Genomic DNA, 17586 nt, shown 5'->3' with positions numbered 1-17586 from the left:
CACGCGCTACAATTGCAACTAAATCGATCTCATCAAAAAGGTGCTGCATGTCTTCAAACGAGCCGGACACCTGGTTCAGATTCGTCCGGGCCCACCGCTGCCTGATCCGCGAAATAGAGCGTCGCCTGGCGGCTGAGGGGCTGCCTGCCTATGCTTGGTACGACGCGTTATGGGGCTTGGAAAGTGGCCCTGACGGCGCGCGGCGGATGAGCGAATTGGCCGATGTCATGGCCATCGAACGCTACAATCTCACCCGCCTGGTCGACCGCCTGGAGGCTGAGGGCCTGGTCACTCGCAGCCGCGCCAGCGACGACGGTCGAGGCGCGTACGCGGCCATCACCGAGAGCGGGAAAGCGCTGCGCAAGAAGATGTGGAAGGTCTATGAAGGCGCGGTGGACGAATTGTTCCTGTCGCAGTTCGATGACGACCAGCAACGAGTCTTCAGCGAAGCATTGGAACGTGCGGCCAAAGCGGCGCGCTCCAGTGGGCGAGCGGGATGAGCGATGTGTGGTCATTGCAACAGGTATTGGCTCATCGCCTGCTCGACCAACGCTCGGTCGATAAGCCCATCCTGAGCCAGGGCCTGCAACGACGACACCACGATCCAGTGTTTATCCACCGCTGCGCAAGCGGCACCGATAGAGTCGGCGCCGAGGGCCACGAACCGTGAGCCGATGTGGCTGCCGATCTGCTCGGCGACGTGCTGCGCGTAACCCGTCACCGCGACGACCGGACTGTCCGAGGGGCCCAGGCAGTCGAGCAGATGCGACGATCGTCTTGGCATCCCGGGGTGCATGCGATTCCAACGCTGTGCCTTGTCCGCGTCACGGGCCAAGCGGGTATAGCTGGGGCAGCTCCACAATTCGCTCGCGATGCCCCAGTGGTCGCTCAACATTTGCCCCGCGCTCACCACCGATTGCAACGCCAACCCCGCGCCCAACAAGCGAACCCGAGGGGCGCCAACATTGGTCTCGATTTCGGTCAGCTTGTACATTCCCTTGAGCGCCTGGCTCGCGCTGGCATTGCCGATTGGGGCCAGGAAATCATTGGGCTCATCGTGAAGCGCCATGTAATAAAAACCATCGTTGCCCTCCACGTAAAGGCTCTCCAGAGCGGCCAGGGCAATGGCATGCGCTTCGGCGCCGCTGGCTGGGTCGAATGGCAGGCATTGCGGATTGGCCACCAGCCAGAGCGGCACCCAGGGATGAGCCCCCTTGGGCCAGCGCGAGGGCAGGGTTTCTATGTCGTTGCACAGTATTCCGCGGTTTGCCGATTCGTTTGACAGCGCGCAAAGTTCGGCCGATGTCGCTGAACTGGTCAGGTACAACAGCGGTTTCTCGCTCGCGCGGGCGGCAGGGCTCATGCGCAACGGCCAAGCACTGATGCGGGTGTGATGGCTTTCGGCTTGAGGCTGTTTGTTGGCTCGAATCACCCAAATGTTCCGAGCTGTTCCCGGATCTCTTTCGAGGCGGTTGGCAATATCGATCATGGTGTAGAGCGGCGAGCAAAACCCACCTGCGTGCTGATCGGCAAGCGTTCGAATCTTATCGATACAGGCCTGTGCGGCGAGGCGGGTCTCAGGCGTTTTACTGAAGCTGGAAAAGCCGATCATTCCACAATCTCCGTGCGTTCCGTCGTGCTTGCACCTTACTGCACGGATTAATATGATTGCAAATGCAATTAAATTGATACGAAATGGAGTTCCTCATGAGCGCTGCTGTTCCGATCACGCTGTATACGGCCGATACGCCTAACGGACAAAAAATCAGTATTTTCCTGAAGGAGGCAGGGATTGCTTGCGAAATTGTGAAACTCAACCTCTCGGAAGGCCGACAACACTCGCCGGAATTCCTGGCCATCAATCCGAACGGGAAAATCCCCGCCATCGTTGATCACCAAGCGGGCGTTTCGGTTTTTGAATCCGCCGCCATCCTGGATTACCTGTCGCACAAGCATGGTTTTTTGCAACCCGATGCGTCTACCGAACGGCTCGCGGTCCAACAATGGCTGTTCTTCCAGGTCGGGGCCATTGGTCCAATGTTGGGCCAACTGTGGTGGTTCCTGCATGGCAGCACTACACGCAACGAGGAAGCTATAACACGTTATCGCAGAGAGGCCCTGCGCCTTTATGGGGTGGTGGATAAGCAGTTGGCCGAGCGCAGTTACCTGGCGTGCGAGCAATATTCCATTGCCGATATCGCGGCGTTTCCCTGGTTGCGCACCTACGAAGAGTTGGACCTGAATATCACGGCGTTCCCCCATGTGCTGCGCTGGTTGAAAACGATTGAGTCCCGTCCTGCCGTGCAAGCCGGGCTCGCCGAATCCCGGGATATGCCGGTAAGTTGATACACGTTCCATACAGACTCTAAACTGGAGCGAGCCGCCTGATCCGCAAGAGAAGGACGGCTTACCCCAACGGAGGCGAGTCTTGCTTCAATTCGGTCGTCGAGTATGTAGTGGTCATTTGGCTTTACTACGAATTGAGACTTGGATTGAATGCTTTTTTCATCATTCTGCAGCAAGGATCTACTCAAGCAACGAAACCATAAAAAAGGGAGTTTTTATGAGCAATCAAGCTTTGAGAGGGCGGCGCTTCATCAATACCGGGTCTGAATTGGATGAAAGACTCAAGAATACATTCGAGAAGTGCCTGCGGCCGTTGGAAGGTTGTCATTATGCTTACTTTGTCATGTACAAGGGGCGTGAAGTAAAACCGAGGATTTTCTCAAATTATCCGAAACGCTGGCTCGACGTGTATAGGGCTGAGAATTTCCACCTTATCGATCCGGTCATTAAACATGGCATGAAATGCATAGCGCCGTTCTTTTGGCATGAAGCGCTTGAATCCAAGACGTCAGGTCAAGGGCAGGCGGTTTTTGCATCGTCGGAAAAATACCGGATATCGGACGGCTTCACTTTCAACCTGCACGATGCCAATGGCTTGTTTGCTGCACTGAGTATCAGCAATACCGAGCGTCGTCAGGATTTCGAGCAGACCATGACGCGCAGGGCGGCAGAAATCCAGATGACGCTCGTTCAGTTTCAAAGCAGGTTGACTGATTGTTTTTCGTTGAGCGAATTATTCCCGGAGTTGACCGAAGCCGGGCTGTCGGACAGGGAGCTTGGGGTCCTGAAATGGGTCGTCATGGGTAAGGCTTACAGCGAAATCGCCGCTATCCATGCCATCTCCGTGCGCACCGTTAAATTCCATATGGCGAACATCGTGGACAAGCTCTGCGTCTGCAACGCCAAGCAAGCGGTCTACAAGGCTGTCAGCATGGGGCTGGTCTGAACCGACAGCAGGTGCCCTAGCAGGGCAACCCTTGTTTGCAAGCCTGCGCCACGCCGCGGCGCTGCTTCGACTCGATGGTTTGCCTGAGGCTCCGGTCGTTTTCGGGGCGCACTGGCATGTTGAGCAGCAACACCTTTTCGCCGGGTGAAGCTTCGCCAGTATCCAGAACTTCGTAGTGCCAACCCGCCCGCAGAACGATGCGAGACATGGCTTGGCTGACCACCGTTATGATCGAACCCAGGCCCTGCCGGGCGGCATGTTCGTGCATGGCCAACAGCAACATTTCGGTAAGCGGTAGTTGGTTCAAACCCATGGCGCGAGAACGGGTTTTATCCACAAAGAAACGACTGGATTCGGCCATCGAATTGTGTTTTGGAACTTCGCACTTGAAGAAGTTTCGGAATGGACCTTCGACCATGTAAGGGTTCAGCGTATTGATCAGGCGCAAACTAGCCAGCGCTTGCCCCGCACACAGACCGACGAGATAGGTTGCATTGGCATTGTCATATTCGTCAATTTCCCTTCCGTGCTGAATCGTGACGCGCCAGTCAAGCCGGTCCGCAAAAACTTCTTTTCTCAAACCGTACAGGTCACTCAATAGCTCTTCTGAGGCATCGGAATAATTGATGGCATGAAAGCTGACGTTGTCCATGTCCTGCAATGTCCTTGGGTATTTATGCTGAATTATCGTGCGCGCCGAGCATGGCGGCATGAACCAGGAAAAGCAACTGTACCTAGATACAGGAATGCAAATGCCAAGCTGCACCCAAGTACAGTTGTTCGACAATGAAACAATGCTAACTATAGATCAGGGTTTATCTACGGCGCCGTGAGCCGGCCAGCGAGATGAACATACTCAGTACCTATAGGAATAATAATATGAGCGTCTTGACCCGCCTGGATGATAAAGAAGATATCACCCAACATGAAATTTCTGCCTTGAAAACACGCTTCAATCTCGCCGACGCCCATACGCATCAGGACCAAAGCGTCACCCAGCGAGAGATTGTCAGCCGTCTGCCCGAACTCTGGTATCGCGCCCAAGGCCAGAGCCAATATCAGAGCGAGCAGGAATTTATCCAGGCGTTCTTCACGTTCCATGGTCAAGAGCATGCGCTCAAGCGACATGATGAAATCTATCTGGTCTACGCGGCCTCCATTGCGATGCACATCACCGCGACCTATCTGCGCAAACGCAACATGAGCGTGGGTTTGATCGAACCTTGTTTCGACAACTTGCATGACCTGCTCAAGCACATGGAAGTGCCGTTGACTCCACTGGACGAAGCCCTTTTGCAGTCGTCTACGAGTGTCTATGCAAAGCTTCAAGCCGCGGCGGCAAACGTCGATGCGATTTTCCTGGTGGATCCCAACAACCCGACCGGTACCAGCATGTTTGCCGACGGCGCCGACACCTTTGTCGAAGTGGCGCGTTACTGCAAGGATCACCGCAAGTTGTTGATTCTGGATTTTTGCTTCGCCGCGTTTTTCAAAGCTTCAGGGGGTAGCCGCCTCGATGCCTATGCCATTTTGGATGACATCGGTACCGAGTACATCATCATGGAAGACACAGGAAAAACCTGGCCGCTGCAAGACACCAAGTGCGCGACGATCATGTCCAGCCGGGCCATCAACGCTGACATCTACAGCATCGTCACCAGCGTATTGCTGAACGTGTCGCCCTTTATTCTGAATGTCGTGACTCAATATATTCGAGACAGCAACGCTGACGATTTCGAGTCGGTACGTTCGGTACTCGATGTAAACCGCGCGGCCGCCCGAGAACATTTGCACGGCAGTTTCCTGAGTTATTTGACGCCGGCGGTTGAGACCAGTGTTGCCTGGTTCGAAATCCTGCGTGATGGCGTGTCCGCCGATGACTTGCAGGCGTACCTGATGGCCTATGAGGTGTACGTCCTGCCGGGCAAATATTTCTATTGGAGCCAACCGCAGGCAGGGCAGAAATACATTCGCCTGGCATTGGCGCGCAAGCCTGAGGAGTTCGAACAGGCGGTCAGGACCATCGCCCTGGCACTGGAGAACTATCATGGCTGAAGCCTCCATTGCGGTTATGGACGCCACCGTGTTCATGGGTATGCACCATCGCGACCCTGAGGTAAGGGCGCAATCGCTGGGGTTTTTCAGCGCTTTTTATTCACGTCAGGTGCTGATGAGTTTTGGCCAGATTGGCATATGCGATGCCATTATCTGGAAGAAGAGCCGACACCTGCAGGACGTCTATTACCCGTTCATGGACGTACTTCATACAGACATGAACATCCAGCGCCAGGGCTATAGCAATAAAGTCTTGAAGCGCGCCTGCCTGGAGCCCGACTGGGCGCACTTGAGTGTGGAAAAGAAGATGCTGGTCGCCCATGTGGTCGAGCATCAACAACCGTTCTACACCCATGACGATTCGCTTCGCGATCTGACGTTGCTCAAGCCCTACCTGAAGACGTTTCCCATGGCGTCCTCGCAGTCCGTGTTTCCTGAAAAGCTACAGGGCCTGTACGAGCAGTCGTTGCAGATGACCATCGGACAAGAGGACTTCCAGCATGTCGACTAAGCACATCTACGTACCGTTGATCACGCCTCTTGATGATCAGTCGCGCGTCTGCGAAGCGAGCGTGCGTCGCTTGCTTCATTGTTCACGGCCGTTTGTCGATGGATACATTCCTTGCCTGACTTCCGGCGAGGGCTGGCGGCTGGGTCGGCGGGAGTGGCAGCGCATGCTGGAGCTGACGCTGGCCCACGCACAGGACAAGGCGGTGATAGCCGGTATAGAACGCGCGACGACGGCTGAAGTCGTCGAGTACGCATTGTTGGCGCAAAAGCTTGGGGCCCAGGCGGTCATGTTCACATCGCCTTTTGCTTCAGGCACAAGCCAACAAGACATGATCGAGCATTACCGGGCGGTCCATGATGCGACGTCGCTGGATATCTTCATTTATAACGAGTCAGCGTTATCCGGTAACGAGAAAAGCTTCGAGACCTTGTTCTCGATCGCCCAACTACCGAGAGTCATCGGTATCAAGGACTCACCCTCCCAGCCGCGTGTGCAAAGCGAGATCGAGCGCCTGCGCAACGAGGGGCTCGATTACCTCATTGGCTGGGAAATGCTGCTTGCGCGGGAGCTCGAGTCCGACGGTAATGTGGTGTCCTTGGCCAATCTGGAACCCGGAGTCTGTCGACTGGCAATTGGCGCCCGGCAAACTTCAGTCGGTGAACTAGTGGAAGAGCTCAATGAGCGCTTTGAACTAGGCGCCGACGATTGGTACGCCCAGGTCAAGAAAGAACTCAAGACCCGCGGCATCATCAGCACTGACCGTGTGTTCGCAGAGCAGGAGGCCATGGCATGAGCGACTTGCAGAAAGAACTATTCCTGGCGAATCGGTCATGCATCAAACAGCTCAAACCGTTGGAAAACCATATCCTGGCTTTCGAGCGTGAGTGGATCGAGTCGACTATCCAGAAGACGCGAACCGCCAACCCACCGACCAACCTCGCTGCATTGCGCAAGCAACTGGCTGAACTGGTCGAAATGGAGCGCAGCGTGATCCCGCCCAGCGCAGCCTATGTAAGCGAGCATATGAGCCTTGACGAGTTCAGGATCCTGGTGCAGGAGTTCGCGTTGGATGGTTTGACCGAGGCACAAGTGTTTTATCACCTTATGCCCCGGCTCAGCCTGGCGGCGCAGATGCCGATGTTGCGCATGATGATCGACGAGTTCGGGTCCGGTAACCTGAAGCGCTCCCATACGACGCTGTACATTGATCTGCTTAATGAGTTGGGAATGCCTACCGACCTGGACTTCTACATCGACGTTAACGCCCCGGCTGGTTTCTCGTTTCCCAACATGTTCTGTTGGTTGACGATGAGGGCGGATGATCCGTCGTATTTCGCGGGGGTGATTACTTACTTCGAAACCGTCGTACCGTTCTTTTTTGAATGCTACACGTCCATCTGCTCGCGTTTGCAGATCAAGGCCCATACCTACTATTCCGAGCATGTTCACATCGATGTCTTCCATGCGATTGAAGGCCAGCGCCTGCTCAAGGCAATGGACGTGGCGAGGGACCTGGATCCTGTCAAAGCGTGGGAAGGCATCTGCATGGGACGGGACATCACCAACGCCGCCTTCGATGCCGCTGTCGAAAAGGCGAGGCGGCAGAAGTACTTCGACAAGGAGCGCATGTGTGAGCGAGCCATCTGAATTCTATCGCCCAGGCACGTTCGCCATCGTCATTGACGACCAGCACTTTGAAGTGCCGCACACGTGCCCGCATCGCGCTGGATGGCTGGAACATGGAGTGATCAATGAGCAGCGGAAAAGCATCACCTGCCCGTTGCACTTTTCGGTGTTCAGCCTGGAAACGGGCGAGCAATTAAGTGGGCCGCCTTGCGGGCGTCTTGAGGTGAAGCGCGTGAGTTAGCGCGAACCTTGACGATGCGGTATTACAGTGAGCCGGCGCGTCCTTTGAGGATGCGGCGGTCTCACTCAATCAATGCCTCGCCCGTTATCTTCTCAAGGACGAAGACGCTGGCCGGACCGCCCGCGCCGCGTAGCGCCCAGGTGAGGCGCTGACCGGGTGTCCTTTCCACGGGCTCACCAGCAGCGGGTGTTCATTCGCAATAGATGTGCTTCACTTTTCTTTTTTTGTCGATCACCACAGTGAGGCGAGATTTATCCGGGTGCTTGGCCCGTTCCGAGTGGGTGATCCGCACGCGCTTCACATCCAGTTTTTCCCTGTACTGGGCTTTGGACAAGGCTTTTTGAGCTATACCTCCAGGTTCCAGAATCATCGCCAGCCCGACTTTCTGAATATTGCAGTCCTCGGTCGCCAGCGCCGGGAAACAGGTGCCGGCCAATGTAATAGGCAGGATAAGTGGCAGCGCTCTGATGCAGCTTATCGTTGTATTCACCCTAGGCTCCTGCTCGCGAACCTGTAGCAGGTTAAGAGCCAACGCCGCTGCGCAACTACTGTCAGAGTCGACAGGAGCCAATATCAATTAGAAATATCCAAGCTGCGACCCTGCTGCATGTCGCTATTAAGCGCTCCATGCACAACCCATCGACACCCAAGGACCTCGCGCCATGAAAGAACAACAACAAACCTTGCTGCAAAACCTGCGGGCCCGTTTTGAACAGAACCCCGACCGCCATCCAAACATCCCATGGGCCGACGTCCAGACGCGGCTCGACAACAACCCCAGCGCCCTTGAAACGCTCCAAGCCATGGAAGCCACCGGCGGCGAGCCCGACGTGATTGGCCTGGACTCGAAGACAGGCTCTATCACCTTTTGCGATTGCGTAAAGGAAAGCCCGACCGGCCGCCGCAGCCTCTGCTACGACCGTGCGGCCCTGGATGCGCGCAAGGAGAACAAACCCAAAGGCAGTGCCTTGGAATTGGCCGAAGCGATGGGCGTGAGCCTGTTGACCGAAGAGCAATACCGGGCATTACAAGCGCTGGGTGAGTTTGATGCCAAGACGTCCAGTTGGTTGGCAACACCTCCGGAAATCCGGGCGCTGGGTGGGGCGTTGTTTGGCGATTTTCGTTATGGCCGGGTGTTCGTTTACCACAATGGGGTGCAGTCGTATTACGCGGCGCGTGGGTTTCGTGGGGTGCTGCAGGTTTAAGACAAACCCGTGGCGAGGTAGCTTGCTCGCGCCGGGTTGCGCAGCAGCCCGCGGCGGCATGGCAGGGGAAAACGGTTGGCAGGTTTTGCGACTGCTGCGCAGTCGAGCGGGAGCAAGCTCCCTCGCCGCGGAGGTCGCCGCCGCGAAATCGCCTCACTGAAAAGTCAGAACCTCATATCCCTTGGCCTCAAGGATCTGCGCGAAGCCCGGCAACCGCGCCACAAAATCCGTCTCGAACGCCAGATACCGATCCTGCGCCGGCACGTAACGAATCTCAGGCTTGACGCGCGGGATATCCTTGGTCGAGAGCTTCACTACCTCATTGCTGCGTTGATTCCAAAACCATGCCAGGGTCTGGGTGCCGAAGGTGTTGGCGCGATAACGCCACACCCACCAATCACCATGCCCACGGGACACATGAAGCTGTCCATGGAACGTGCGCAGCGTGATCATCTGCTTGGGCTGGGTGACCAGCAGGCGGGTGTCCTGGCGCAGCTCGCTGCCGAAGCCGTCCAACGTCGCCTTCGCCTTGGTGCCGGTGATGAAATTGAAGCGCCACGCCAACAGCACCGTCTCTTGATAACCCGAGTGCTCGACGTTCGGCCGCGCGCCTTCGCTGAACAGCAAAATCTCGTCACCGCCCAGGTACGCGGTCGATGCGCGCAGCTTATAAGCCTCGGCGGGCATTGGCTTGGCGGCGACGGCCTGGTGCGGCGGGTCCTGGTTCCAGACCCAGCAGCGCTTGCCGTTGTGTTGCATGAACAGTAATCGGCGCGGGCCGACGGGCAGGATGGTCAGCTCATCCGAGTCCTCGAAAATCACCTCGCTGCTGTCCGCCGTGGTCCGCCAGATCCTCGTCAGGTGCTTGGGCTCGTAAATGCGCTGGCGCTCGAAAATCGTGTCGTCTGCCACAACGCAGGGTTCTTCAAATGCCTGCCACTCCTGGCCGGCAGGTCCGAAGTCCTCGATGGTATCGCCCCGGCGAATCTCATATTTGAACCGATCATCCGCGCTGTAGTCGCCGCGTTTAACCTGGCGTCGCCACAGGCTGCGCTGGGCGTTGGCGTCGATAGCCGCAGGTCCCCGCCATCCACCTCATCGGTGCGTTGTTCGAGCATGTCCAGCTCGACAGGCGGCCACTGGTTGTAGTCGATCAAAAAGCACAACCACCGGTCTTCGTCCTGCTCGGTGATGGCAGCCCAGCCATTGCGGTAGTTATATTCATGCACGTGAGTGGGGCCGGGGTAGTCATGGACTTCCTGCAGCCAGTTCACCTTGCCGCGCTTGGTCTTGGCCGGTTTGTGTTCGGTCACCATGGGCTTGGGCGGCTCGATCAATCTCGGCGTGAATCTGGGTTCGCCACGTGGGCTTTGCCAATGCTGGGCAAACGCCTCGCGTTGGTCGGAGGGGAAAATAACCGGCCGATAATCATCGCCGCCGGCGTCCAGGTTCCACAGGTCGTAACCCTGGTGCGACAACAGCGCCGCCAGCGCCTCGAAGCAGACCTCGGGCATCTCGTTGGACAGCTCATCCAATAACGTCTCGAACCCCGGGCCGGCAAACACCCCGATGTCGGGGTAGTAATGCTGCAGCAGCCCAAGCAAGTCGCTGCCGGGTGTTTTCCAATCGATATGAACCAACGGATCAAAGGGCGATGGCGTCACGGCTGTCCTCCCGGTGAATTCTCTGCGCCGATCTTAGGCAAATCGACAACCCGTGGCGAGGGCGCAAGGTCCCTCGCCACGGTGTTACAGCAAGCCCCTTTCAAAGCTCTGGAAACTCATCCAGATAACACACCGGTGAGCTCGACTCCGTGCGTTTCTCCACCTCATCCTCCAACCACTGCGCCAGCACCACCGCGTTATTTTCATCCGTCGATTTGGCCGCATACACCAGGGTAAGCGTTCCATCCCGCGCAAGGTCCACCAGCTTCCACCAATGCTCCGGCCGCGCCGCCAATTCCTTGCGATACGCCTCGCGGAACTGCTCGAACGAAACCGCGCCCGCCTTGAACGCCTTGCGCAATGGATGGGAAGGCCCGACCTGCGGCAGCCACTCGGCGATCGCCAAGGCATCCTTGGGGCAGTTACGCGGCCACAAGCGGTCGACCAGCACCCGTACGCCATCCTCGGCGGTGGCGGTTTCATAGGCGCGTTTGCATCGGATCATCAGGGCCCGCCTGTGGAAACTGGACCGACTGAGCATAGGTCGCCGACGAGGAGGTGACCAGCGAGCCACCCATCGGAAAATTGGAATTCCATCCCCTCATTCAAAAGCCATGGGCGCTCAAGCAAAGGCACTGCCCCTAGCGCGGCGGACATGATGGGCGCAGCACTGTGGGATTTTTCGAGCCGCAATCCGCCCCGGATTCGGTTTCTCCGTTTGATTTGTCGACAGGAACCGTCGGGTCGTCTTGGCGTGACCCGCTGTATCAGGAATGAGTGAACACAATGAATAGAAGTTACCGAGTCGTCTGGAATGCCGTGATGGGCGCATGGCAGGTGGCATCCGAGTTGGTCAAAAGCCAGGGCAAGGACAAAAGCCGTCAATCCCTCAACCTCAGGCTGAGCCTCGTCATGGGCGTGGGCGGCAGTGTATTCGCCTCGTTTGCCACGGCGGGGCCTTTGCCGTCCGGCGGCAATATCGTGGCGGGTAACGGCAGCATCCACCAGGGCGGCACGGGCATGGTCATTCATCAGGGCGGCGACAAGCTTGCGATTGACTGGCAGAGCTTCTCCATCGGCAAGGGCAACACCGTCCAGTTCGTCCAGCCTGGCGCGAATTCTGTCGCATTGAACCGGGTATTAGGCTCGGATGTGTCGGTGATCCAGGGCGCGCTGAAAGCCAACGGCCAGGTGTTCCTTGTCAACCCCAACGGCGTATTGTTCACCCCCGGCGCGCAAGTGGATGTGGGCGGTCTGGTGGCCTCCACGCTTAATCTATCCACCGAAGATTTCCTTGCCGGAAATTACCGTTTCAGTGGCGACAGCGCCGCGTCGGTGGTCAACCAGGGCAACATCAACGCAGCGCAAGGCGGCACTGTTGCCCTGATCGCTGCGAAAATCGTCAACGAAGGCAACATCACCGCGCACAAGGGCAACGTGCTGCTGGGCGCCGGCAGCGTCGTGACGCTCGACTTGGGTGGGCCGGTGCAGTTGGAAGTCCAGGAAGGCGCGTTGCAGGCGTTGATTGAAAACGGCGGTGCCATTCGTGCCGATGCCGGGAAAATCCTGCTGACCGCCCGTGCGGCGGAAACCCTGGCGAGCACCGTCATCAACAACACCGGCCTGATCGAAGCCCGTTCCCTGGATGTCGGTGAAAACGGCGTGGTCACGTTGATGGGCGACCGGGGCGACGTACAAGTCGCCGGGCGCATCGATGTGTCTTCCGACACCGCCAAGGGCGGCAAGATCGTCGTGACCGGGGATCGCGTGGCCATCAACGGCGGCGCTGCGCTCGACGCCACCGGCGCCAAGGGCGGCGGCGAGATTTACGTGGGCGGAAGCTGGCAAGGCAAGGACGCTTCGATCAAGCAGGCCAGCCAGACCACTATCGCCGCTGGCGCCGTGCTCGATGCATCGGCCACCGATAACGGCAAAGGCGGCACCGTGGTGGCCTGGTCGGATGTGAAGAAGCCTGGCAGCGTGACGCGCGTGGACGGCACCTTGAAAGCCACCGGCGGCGCCAAGGGCGGTGACGGCGGCAAGATCGAAACCAGCGGCGCCAAGCTGGCGGTGAGCAAAGCCGCCGATGCCTCGGCCAAAAACGGCAAGGGCGGCTTGTGGTTGCTCGATCCGGACAGCGTCACGGTGGGACCGGGCAACGGCGGGTTGACGGGCGGCGCCAACGGGACAGAGGCCACGGTCGGTTTCAACGCGATCGATACGGCCCTGGCCGGCGGCACCGATGTGGCGATCAAAGCCGACAACAGCATCCACTGGAACGGCGACTACACCCCGACGAACATCAGCGGCGATCGGACGCTGACCTTGCAGTCCGGGCACAACGACGTCGGCACGGGCCGCTACGTCTTCGGCAATATCTTCCTCAACGGTGACATCGACGCCAGCGGCGCGGGCAATGGCAACAGTTTGGCGTTGATCTTCAATGGCAAGATGGCGCTCAACACCGACGTCAGCCTGAAGAGCAACGGCGGCAACATCGTGTTTGCCGGCGTGGTGGATTCCGATGCGGTGGCCAACAAGCGCGAGCTGCGCGTGGACGCAGGTTCAGGCTCGATCATCTTCAGCGACATGGTCGGCGGTAACAGCGCCCTGGGCGCCCTGTACGCGACCACCAGTGGCGCCGGCAAGACGTATATCAACGGTGCAAAAGTCTTTACCAGCGGCGAGCAGGTCTACAACGGTGCGGTTGAGATGGGCACCTCGCAGTTCCTGAACGCCGACTTCGAAAACGGCCTGGTCGGCTGGAAGACCTCCATCGACCAGTTCTTCACTGGTGTGACCGTGGTGGAGGGCGTGGTATCTCCCGATGACCCGACGCTGCCAACCACATCGCCGACCAATGGCAACCCGCCGAGCGTTTCGCCTGGCGACCAGGGCGACATGAACTACAAGCCCCTCACACCGGTCGTCGCGGCTGGCCAGGGCCAGGACGGTGGCGCTGCGCTGCTGCTGGGCACCGAGAACAACTCCAACTGCCAGAACGCACCCGCCGGTTGCATCATGCGCGGTCCGTCGGTGGTGAGCGAGGGCACGGTCTCCCTGGCGGCGGGGGAAGCGGTCAGTTTCGATTACAAACCGGTTGCGGGCGGCGACACCTATGACGTCTTCGGCTATCTGTTGAACGTCAACACCGGTGAATACCAGATCATCCTGAACGAAACGGGGAACGGCACGGGCGCGGTGGATTGGAAAAGCCATACGGCGACCGCTGACAAGGCCGGCACGTACAAATTCGTGTTCGTTTCGGGCAGTTTCGACCAGACCGCCGGCAAGCAGGTTGGCGGCTCGCTGTACGTCGACAACATCAAGACCAACACCTCGGGCAGCAAGGGCCTGCAAGGCAGTTCGATTACGTTCAACGGCAGCCTCAACGGCACCGACAACAACCTGGCCATCAAGGCCGACGATATCAACTTCAACGGCGGTGCCGGCAGCGTTACCGGCAATGGCTCCATTGCCCTTGAAACCAACACCCCGAGCAAAAACATTGCCGTGGGCGGCAGCACCGGCGACGCCGCCGGTTCGCTGGAACTGACCGGCACCGACATCAGCGCCCTGGGCGACGGGTTCACTTCCGTCAAGATCGGCGGCGCGGACATGACCGGTGACATCAGCATCATCGAAGCCACCCGCATCAACGACAACCTTATCCTCGATGCCGGCACCGGCGATATCCACATCAATGACCAGTTGACCGTGGCGGACGCACCGGGCACCGGCAACGACGACAACAAACCGGCTCCGGTCCTGGCATTGCAAAGCAATGGCGGCAAGATCGACCAGACCGCTGGCGGCGCCATTGTCGCCGATGGCCTGGTGTTGCTGGGTGACGGCGCCGTTCATGACCTGGACAACGCCGCCAACGACGTCGACACGATTGCCAGCGACACCGGCACCGTCAGCTTTGCCGATGTCGATGACCTGACCGTCGGCGTCGTCACCGTTCCTGACAGCCAGACCCCGGCGAACCCGCAAGGTGTGCCGGTGGCCGGCATGACTCAGACCGGCGACCTGAACCTTATCGCCGACACGCTCACGGTCGGCCAGGCATTGGCGACCCAGGGCAATACGAGCCTGACCGCCGACGAAATCGATCTCGCCGCGAGCGTTGCCGGTGGCGGCAGCCTCACCTTGCAGCAGAAGACCCCAGGCCTGGATATCCACGTGGGCGGCAGTGATGACCCAGAGGTGACCGGGCCAAACGATCCGCTGGTGCTGTCCGACGCTGACCTGGCCAACATCCAGGACGGTTTCGACAAGGTCGTCATCGGCAATGACAAGACCCGCAACATCACCGTCGACGATGAAGGCGCGACGCTCATGGACGACCTGGCGTTGGTCGCCAACGGTGTCCTGAACCTGCTGGGCGATCTGACCCTCGAGGATCCCGAAGGCAACGACGAAGACGGCACGACCGGCAAAGGCCTGACCCTCACCGTCGACGCCGGCAAAGGGGCGACCCAGGCAACGGGGGCGACCATTACCGCAGACGAATTGGCCCTGCGCGGCGAAGGCGATTTCGACCTGGGCAAGGGGAATGACGTGGGCGTGATCGCCGCCGATGTCGGCAGCTTGAAATTCGCCGGCAACGGCAACCTGACGGTTGGCGTCGTGGACGGCACCGTTGGGATTACCTCCGACGAAGCGGTCACCCTGAAAACCGACCACGACCTGTCGCTGGTAAAAGGCATCACCATCGAAAACGGCCCACGGGATGACGCCGGCCAGGGTCAAACCCGCGCCGACGACATCATCACCCTGGAAGTGGCGGGCAACACCACTCAGGCCGGTGACGCCGGGGCCAAGCTCGATGCCAGCGGCCTGGTGCTGCTGGGCGGCAACTACGGCCTGGGCAACAGCGGTAACGTGATCGGCGATATCGCCAGCGATGCGGGCAAGGTCCAGTTCAACAACAACGGGAACCTCAAAGTGGGCTCGCTTACCGCGACCCATGCCGATGGCACGCAAACGACCGTCACCGGTGTGAACAACACTGGCGACGTCAGCATCGCCACCGACGGTGATCTGGCGATCAACGAAGCGCTGGCCACCAGCGGCAACGTGTTCCTCAACGTCGATGGCAAGACCACCCAGGATGCCAACGGCAACATCACCGCTGACGGCCTGGCGCTCAACGGCGGCGACTTCGAGTTGCGCAACAACGGCAACGTGGTGGGCGATATCGCCAGCGAGGCGGGCAAGGTCGCGTTCAACAACACTGGCAACCTGAAGGTCGGCACGCTGACTGAAACCGACGGCAACGGCAACGTGGTCAAGACGACCACCGGGGTGAACAACACCGGCGACGTCAGCATCGGCACCGACGGCGATCTGGCGATCAACGAAGAACTGGTCACCAGCGGCAACGTGTTCCTGAACGTCGATGGCAAGACCACCCAAGATGCCAACGGCAACATCACCGCGGACGGCCTGGCGCTCAACGGCGGCGACTTCGAGTTGCGCAACAACGGCAACGTGGTGGGCGACATCGCCAGCGAGGCGGGCAAGGTCGCGTTCAACAACACTGGCAACCTGAAGGTCGGCACGCTGACTGAAACCGACGGCAACGGCAACGTGGTCAAGTCCACCACCGGGGTGAACAACACCGGCGACGTCAGCATCGGCACCGACGGCGATCTGGCGATCAACGAAGCGCTGGCCACCAACGGCAACGTGTTCCTCAACGTCGATGGCAAGACCACCCAAGATGCCAACGGCACCATCACCGCCGATGGCCTGGCGCTCAAGGGCGGCGATTTTGACCTGCGCAATGCCAGCAACTGGGTTGGCGATATCGCCAGCCGGGCGAAGGACGTCAACTTCGTCAACCGCACGGACGTCACCGTCGGCAGGCTGACCGAGACGGCGCTGGACGGCACCCAGCTGGATCAGATCGTTGGCATCGGCAACACCGGCAAAGTCCAGGTTGTAACGACCACCGGTAATATCACCCTGACCGAGAACGTCAGCACCACCAGCAATGCCGCTGATGCGATCGTGCTCAACGCCGGTCAATCCGCTTCGGCGGGCGTGGCCTCGGGCGGTGACGTGAAAGCCAACGCGGGCGTGACGGTGTCCACCGGCGCGGGTGGCCGGGCGGTGATCTACACCGGCAGCCTCGCCGGCAGCACCGGCGTGGTGGATGTGGTGGGCAGTGGCAGCGGCAACTTCCGCTACAACAGCGACGAGCAGCAGAGCAATTTCGGTCGGGCGCTGGGTGACACCGGGGTTCATGCCGTATACCGCGAGCAACCGACGCTGGTGGTGTCCACGAACGGTACGACCACCCAGACCAAACCATTCGACGGCCAAACCACGTTCAACGGTGGCGGTGCAGCCGGTTTCGACGTCAACGGCCTGCAGAACGGTGACACCAAACAGATGCTCGGCCAGCCGGAGTATTCGATAGGAAACCCAGACCCCGGCACCCACCAGATCAATATCGGTGGGCTGGCTGACCTCGGTTACCTGATCGTCAGCGACCCGGCCAATGCCAACCTCACGGTGACGCAGTCCATCGATATCAGCGCCATCCAGCAGAGCGTCGCCGATGCAACGCGCATCGTCGTGCAAGTGACTTCGCCCCATGCGCCGGAGCTCAATCCGGTCCAGCCGAAACCGACTGATTGGTCCGACGTCGGGGTCGAGGACGGCGGCCTGCTGCTGGTGGATCAGAGCGGCGCGCCGGCAAACGCCAATGGCGGCAACGCTGCGGGCGACGCCCTGGCCCAAGGCGACGGCGATTCGGCTGCCCAGGCCCAGGACGCCGACAGCGAGCGGGAACTGGCCGGGACTGTCTGCGCCGACGGCGGTGTATCGGGTGGGGCCGCCTGTGCGGCCTACCCGCCACAGACTGTTTTCGTCGTGCGCGGCGGTGTGCGCTTGCCGAGCCTGGCCATGCGTCCCTGACCCCTGACACTCACTTTTCCCTTTGAAGGAGCCCCTTGGCCGCGTCCCCGGACGCGGTCATG

Annotated in this window: 16 protein-coding genes; 10 read left to right on the top strand and 6 right to left on the bottom strand. The window is 59.3% G+C overall.

What is annotated here, in order from left to right; translation table 11 throughout:
* Positions 1–47 precede the first annotated feature (47 nt).
* Positions 48–500, top strand: a complete 453-nt coding sequence (locus J3P90_RS21275; protein ID WP_420764117.1) for a MarR family winged helix-turn-helix transcriptional regulator — start codon at positions 48–50, stop codon at positions 498–500.
* Between the two features lie 11 nt (positions 501–511).
* On the opposite strand, the gene J3P90_RS21270 is transcribed toward J3P90_RS21275, so the two are convergent.
* The gene (locus tag J3P90_RS21270) at positions 512–1612 is read right to left on the bottom strand and encodes a transketolase-like TK C-terminal-containing protein (RefSeq protein ID WP_434675354.1); all 1101 of its coding nucleotides are present in this window, start codon (positions 1610–1612) and stop codon (positions 512–514) included.
* 95 nt (positions 1613–1707) lie between these two features.
* Here J3P90_RS21270 and J3P90_RS21265 point away from each other — a divergent pair, with 95 nt between their 5' ends.
* Together J3P90_RS21265 and J3P90_RS21260 are read left to right on the top strand one after the other, a co-directional pair.
* Entirely contained in the window at positions 1708–2346 is a 639-nt protein-coding gene (locus J3P90_RS21265; protein ID WP_434628286.1) for a glutathione S-transferase family protein, read from the top strand.
* Positions 2347–2563: 217 nt separating this feature from the next.
* Positions 2564–3292, top strand: coding sequence for a helix-turn-helix transcriptional regulator (locus J3P90_RS21260; protein WP_434609653.1), 729 nt, complete (start codon positions 2564–2566; stop codon positions 3290–3292).
* A 16-nt stretch (positions 3293–3308) separates the two neighbouring features.
* Here the strand turns inward: J3P90_RS21260 and J3P90_RS21255 are convergent, their stop codons facing one another.
* Positions 3309–3944, bottom strand: a complete 636-nt coding sequence (locus J3P90_RS21255; protein ID WP_434609655.1) for an acyl-homoserine-lactone synthase — start codon at positions 3942–3944, stop codon at positions 3309–3311.
* Positions 3945–4171: 227 nt separating this feature from the next.
* Here J3P90_RS21255 and J3P90_RS21250 point away from each other — a divergent pair, with 227 nt between their 5' ends.
* Genes J3P90_RS21250 through J3P90_RS21230 form a run of 5 tightly spaced genes read left to right on the top strand, consistent with a single transcriptional unit; the run spans position 4172 to position 7725 of the window.
* Positions 4172–5347, top strand: a complete 1176-nt coding sequence (locus J3P90_RS21250; protein WP_434609657.1) for a pyridoxal phosphate-dependent aminotransferase — start codon at positions 4172–4174, stop codon at positions 5345–5347.
* Complete coding sequence (locus tag J3P90_RS21245) at positions 5340–5858, top strand: DUF6190 family protein (RefSeq protein ID WP_434609660.1); 519 nt, start codon at positions 5340–5342, stop codon at positions 5856–5858. Before J3P90_RS21250 ends, J3P90_RS21245 begins: the two co-directional genes overlap by 8 nt.
* Positions 5848–6651, top strand: coding sequence for a dihydrodipicolinate synthase family protein (locus tag J3P90_RS21240; protein WP_434609662.1), 804 nt, complete (start codon positions 5848–5850; stop codon positions 6649–6651). Before J3P90_RS21245 ends, J3P90_RS21240 begins: the two co-directional genes overlap by 11 nt.
* Complete coding sequence (locus J3P90_RS21235) at positions 6648–7505, top strand: iron-containing redox enzyme family protein (protein WP_434675353.1); 858 nt, start codon at positions 6648–6650, stop codon at positions 7503–7505. Before J3P90_RS21240 ends, J3P90_RS21235 begins: the two co-directional genes overlap by 4 nt.
* The gene (locus J3P90_RS21230) at positions 7489–7725 is read left to right on the top strand and encodes a Rieske (2Fe-2S) protein (protein ID WP_434628289.1); all 237 of its coding nucleotides are present in this window, start codon (positions 7489–7491) and stop codon (positions 7723–7725) included. Before J3P90_RS21235 ends, J3P90_RS21230 begins: the two co-directional genes overlap by 17 nt.
* Before the next feature lie 190 nt (positions 7726–7915).
* Here the strand turns inward: J3P90_RS21230 and J3P90_RS21225 are convergent, their stop codons facing one another.
* A complete protein-coding gene (locus tag J3P90_RS21225) occupies positions 7916–8215 on the bottom strand; it encodes a hypothetical protein (RefSeq protein WP_420764119.1) in 300 nt (99 codons plus the stop codon).
* 172 nt (positions 8216–8387) lie between these two features.
* On the opposite strand from J3P90_RS21225, the gene J3P90_RS21220 reads away from it, so the two are divergent.
* The gene (locus J3P90_RS21220) at positions 8388–8930 is read left to right on the top strand and encodes a DUF4256 domain-containing protein (protein WP_434675352.1); all 543 of its coding nucleotides are present in this window, start codon (positions 8388–8390) and stop codon (positions 8928–8930) included.
* Positions 8931–9083: 153 nt separating this feature from the next.
* Here the strand turns inward: J3P90_RS21220 and J3P90_RS21215 are convergent, their stop codons facing one another.
* From J3P90_RS21215 to J3P90_RS21205, 3 genes are all read right to left on the bottom strand, one after another.
* Positions 9084–9842 carry a hypothetical protein gene (locus J3P90_RS21215; protein ID WP_434675351.1) on the bottom strand — a complete coding sequence of 253 codons (759 nt, stop codon included), beginning with the start codon at positions 9840–9842 and terminating at the stop codon, positions 9084–9086.
* Entirely contained in the window at positions 9788–10594 is an 807-nt protein-coding gene (locus tag J3P90_RS21210; protein ID WP_434675350.1) for a DUF6630 family protein, read from the bottom strand. Before J3P90_RS21210 ends, J3P90_RS21215 begins: the two co-directional genes overlap by 55 nt.
* Before the next feature lie 100 nt (positions 10595–10694).
* A complete protein-coding gene (locus J3P90_RS21205; RefSeq protein ID WP_434675349.1) occupies positions 10695–11099 on the bottom strand; it encodes a DUF488 domain-containing protein in 405 nt (134 codons plus the stop codon).
* A gap of 281 nt (positions 11100–11380) precedes the next feature.
* Between J3P90_RS21205 and J3P90_RS21200 the strand changes: the two genes are divergently transcribed.
* The gene (locus J3P90_RS21200; RefSeq protein WP_434675348.1) at positions 11381–17524 is read left to right on the top strand and encodes a filamentous hemagglutinin N-terminal domain-containing protein; all 6144 of its coding nucleotides are present in this window, start codon (positions 11381–11383) and stop codon (positions 17522–17524) included.
* The last annotated feature ends 62 nt before the right edge of the window (positions 17525–17586 follow it).

Origin of the sequence: Pseudomonas sp. D3-10, assembly GCF_051132175.1 — a bacterium.
Classification (GTDB): domain Bacteria; phylum Pseudomonadota; class Gammaproteobacteria; order Pseudomonadales; family Pseudomonadaceae; genus Aquipseudomonas.
Note: the sequence above shows the minus strand (reverse complement) of the source record. Positions and strands in the feature narration are given on the sequence as shown.

What these genes read in the sequence shown, in the direction of transcription:
- J3P90_RS21275 (WP_420764117.1), top strand. Translation starts at nt 48, where the DNA reads ATGTCTTCAAACGAGCCGGACACCTGGTTCAGATTCGTCCGGGCCCAC.
- J3P90_RS21270 (WP_434675354.1), bottom strand. Translation starts at nt 1,612, where the DNA reads ATGATCGGCTTTTCCAGCTTCAGTAAAACGCCTGAGACCCGCCTCGCC.
- J3P90_RS21265 (WP_434628286.1), top strand. Translation starts at nt 1,708, where the DNA reads ATGAGCGCTGCTGTTCCGATCACGCTGTATACGGCCGATACGCCTAAC.
- J3P90_RS21260 (WP_434609653.1), top strand. Translation starts at nt 2,564, where the DNA reads ATGAGCAATCAAGCTTTGAGAGGGCGGCGCTTCATCAATACCGGGTCT.
- J3P90_RS21255 (WP_434609655.1), bottom strand. Translation starts at nt 3,944, where the DNA reads ATGGACAACGTCAGCTTTCATGCCATCAATTATTCCGATGCCTCAGAA.
- J3P90_RS21250 (WP_434609657.1), top strand. Translation starts at nt 4,172, where the DNA reads ATGAGCGTCTTGACCCGCCTGGATGATAAAGAAGATATCACCCAACAT.
- J3P90_RS21245 (WP_434609660.1), top strand. Translation starts at nt 5,340, where the DNA reads ATGGCTGAAGCCTCCATTGCGGTTATGGACGCCACCGTGTTCATGGGT.
- J3P90_RS21240 (WP_434609662.1), top strand. Translation starts at nt 5,848, where the DNA reads ATGTCGACTAAGCACATCTACGTACCGTTGATCACGCCTCTTGATGAT.
- J3P90_RS21235 (WP_434675353.1), top strand. Translation starts at nt 6,648, where the DNA reads ATGAGCGACTTGCAGAAAGAACTATTCCTGGCGAATCGGTCATGCATC.
- J3P90_RS21220 (WP_434675352.1), top strand. Translation starts at nt 8,388, where the DNA reads ATGAAAGAACAACAACAAACCTTGCTGCAAAACCTGCGGGCCCGTTTT.
- J3P90_RS21205 (WP_434675349.1), bottom strand. Translation starts at nt 11,099, where the DNA reads ATGATCCGATGCAAACGCGCCTATGAAACCGCCACCGCCGAGGATGGC.
- J3P90_RS21200 (WP_434675348.1), top strand. Translation starts at nt 11,381, where the DNA reads ATGAATAGAAGTTACCGAGTCGTCTGGAATGCCGTGATGGGCGCATGG.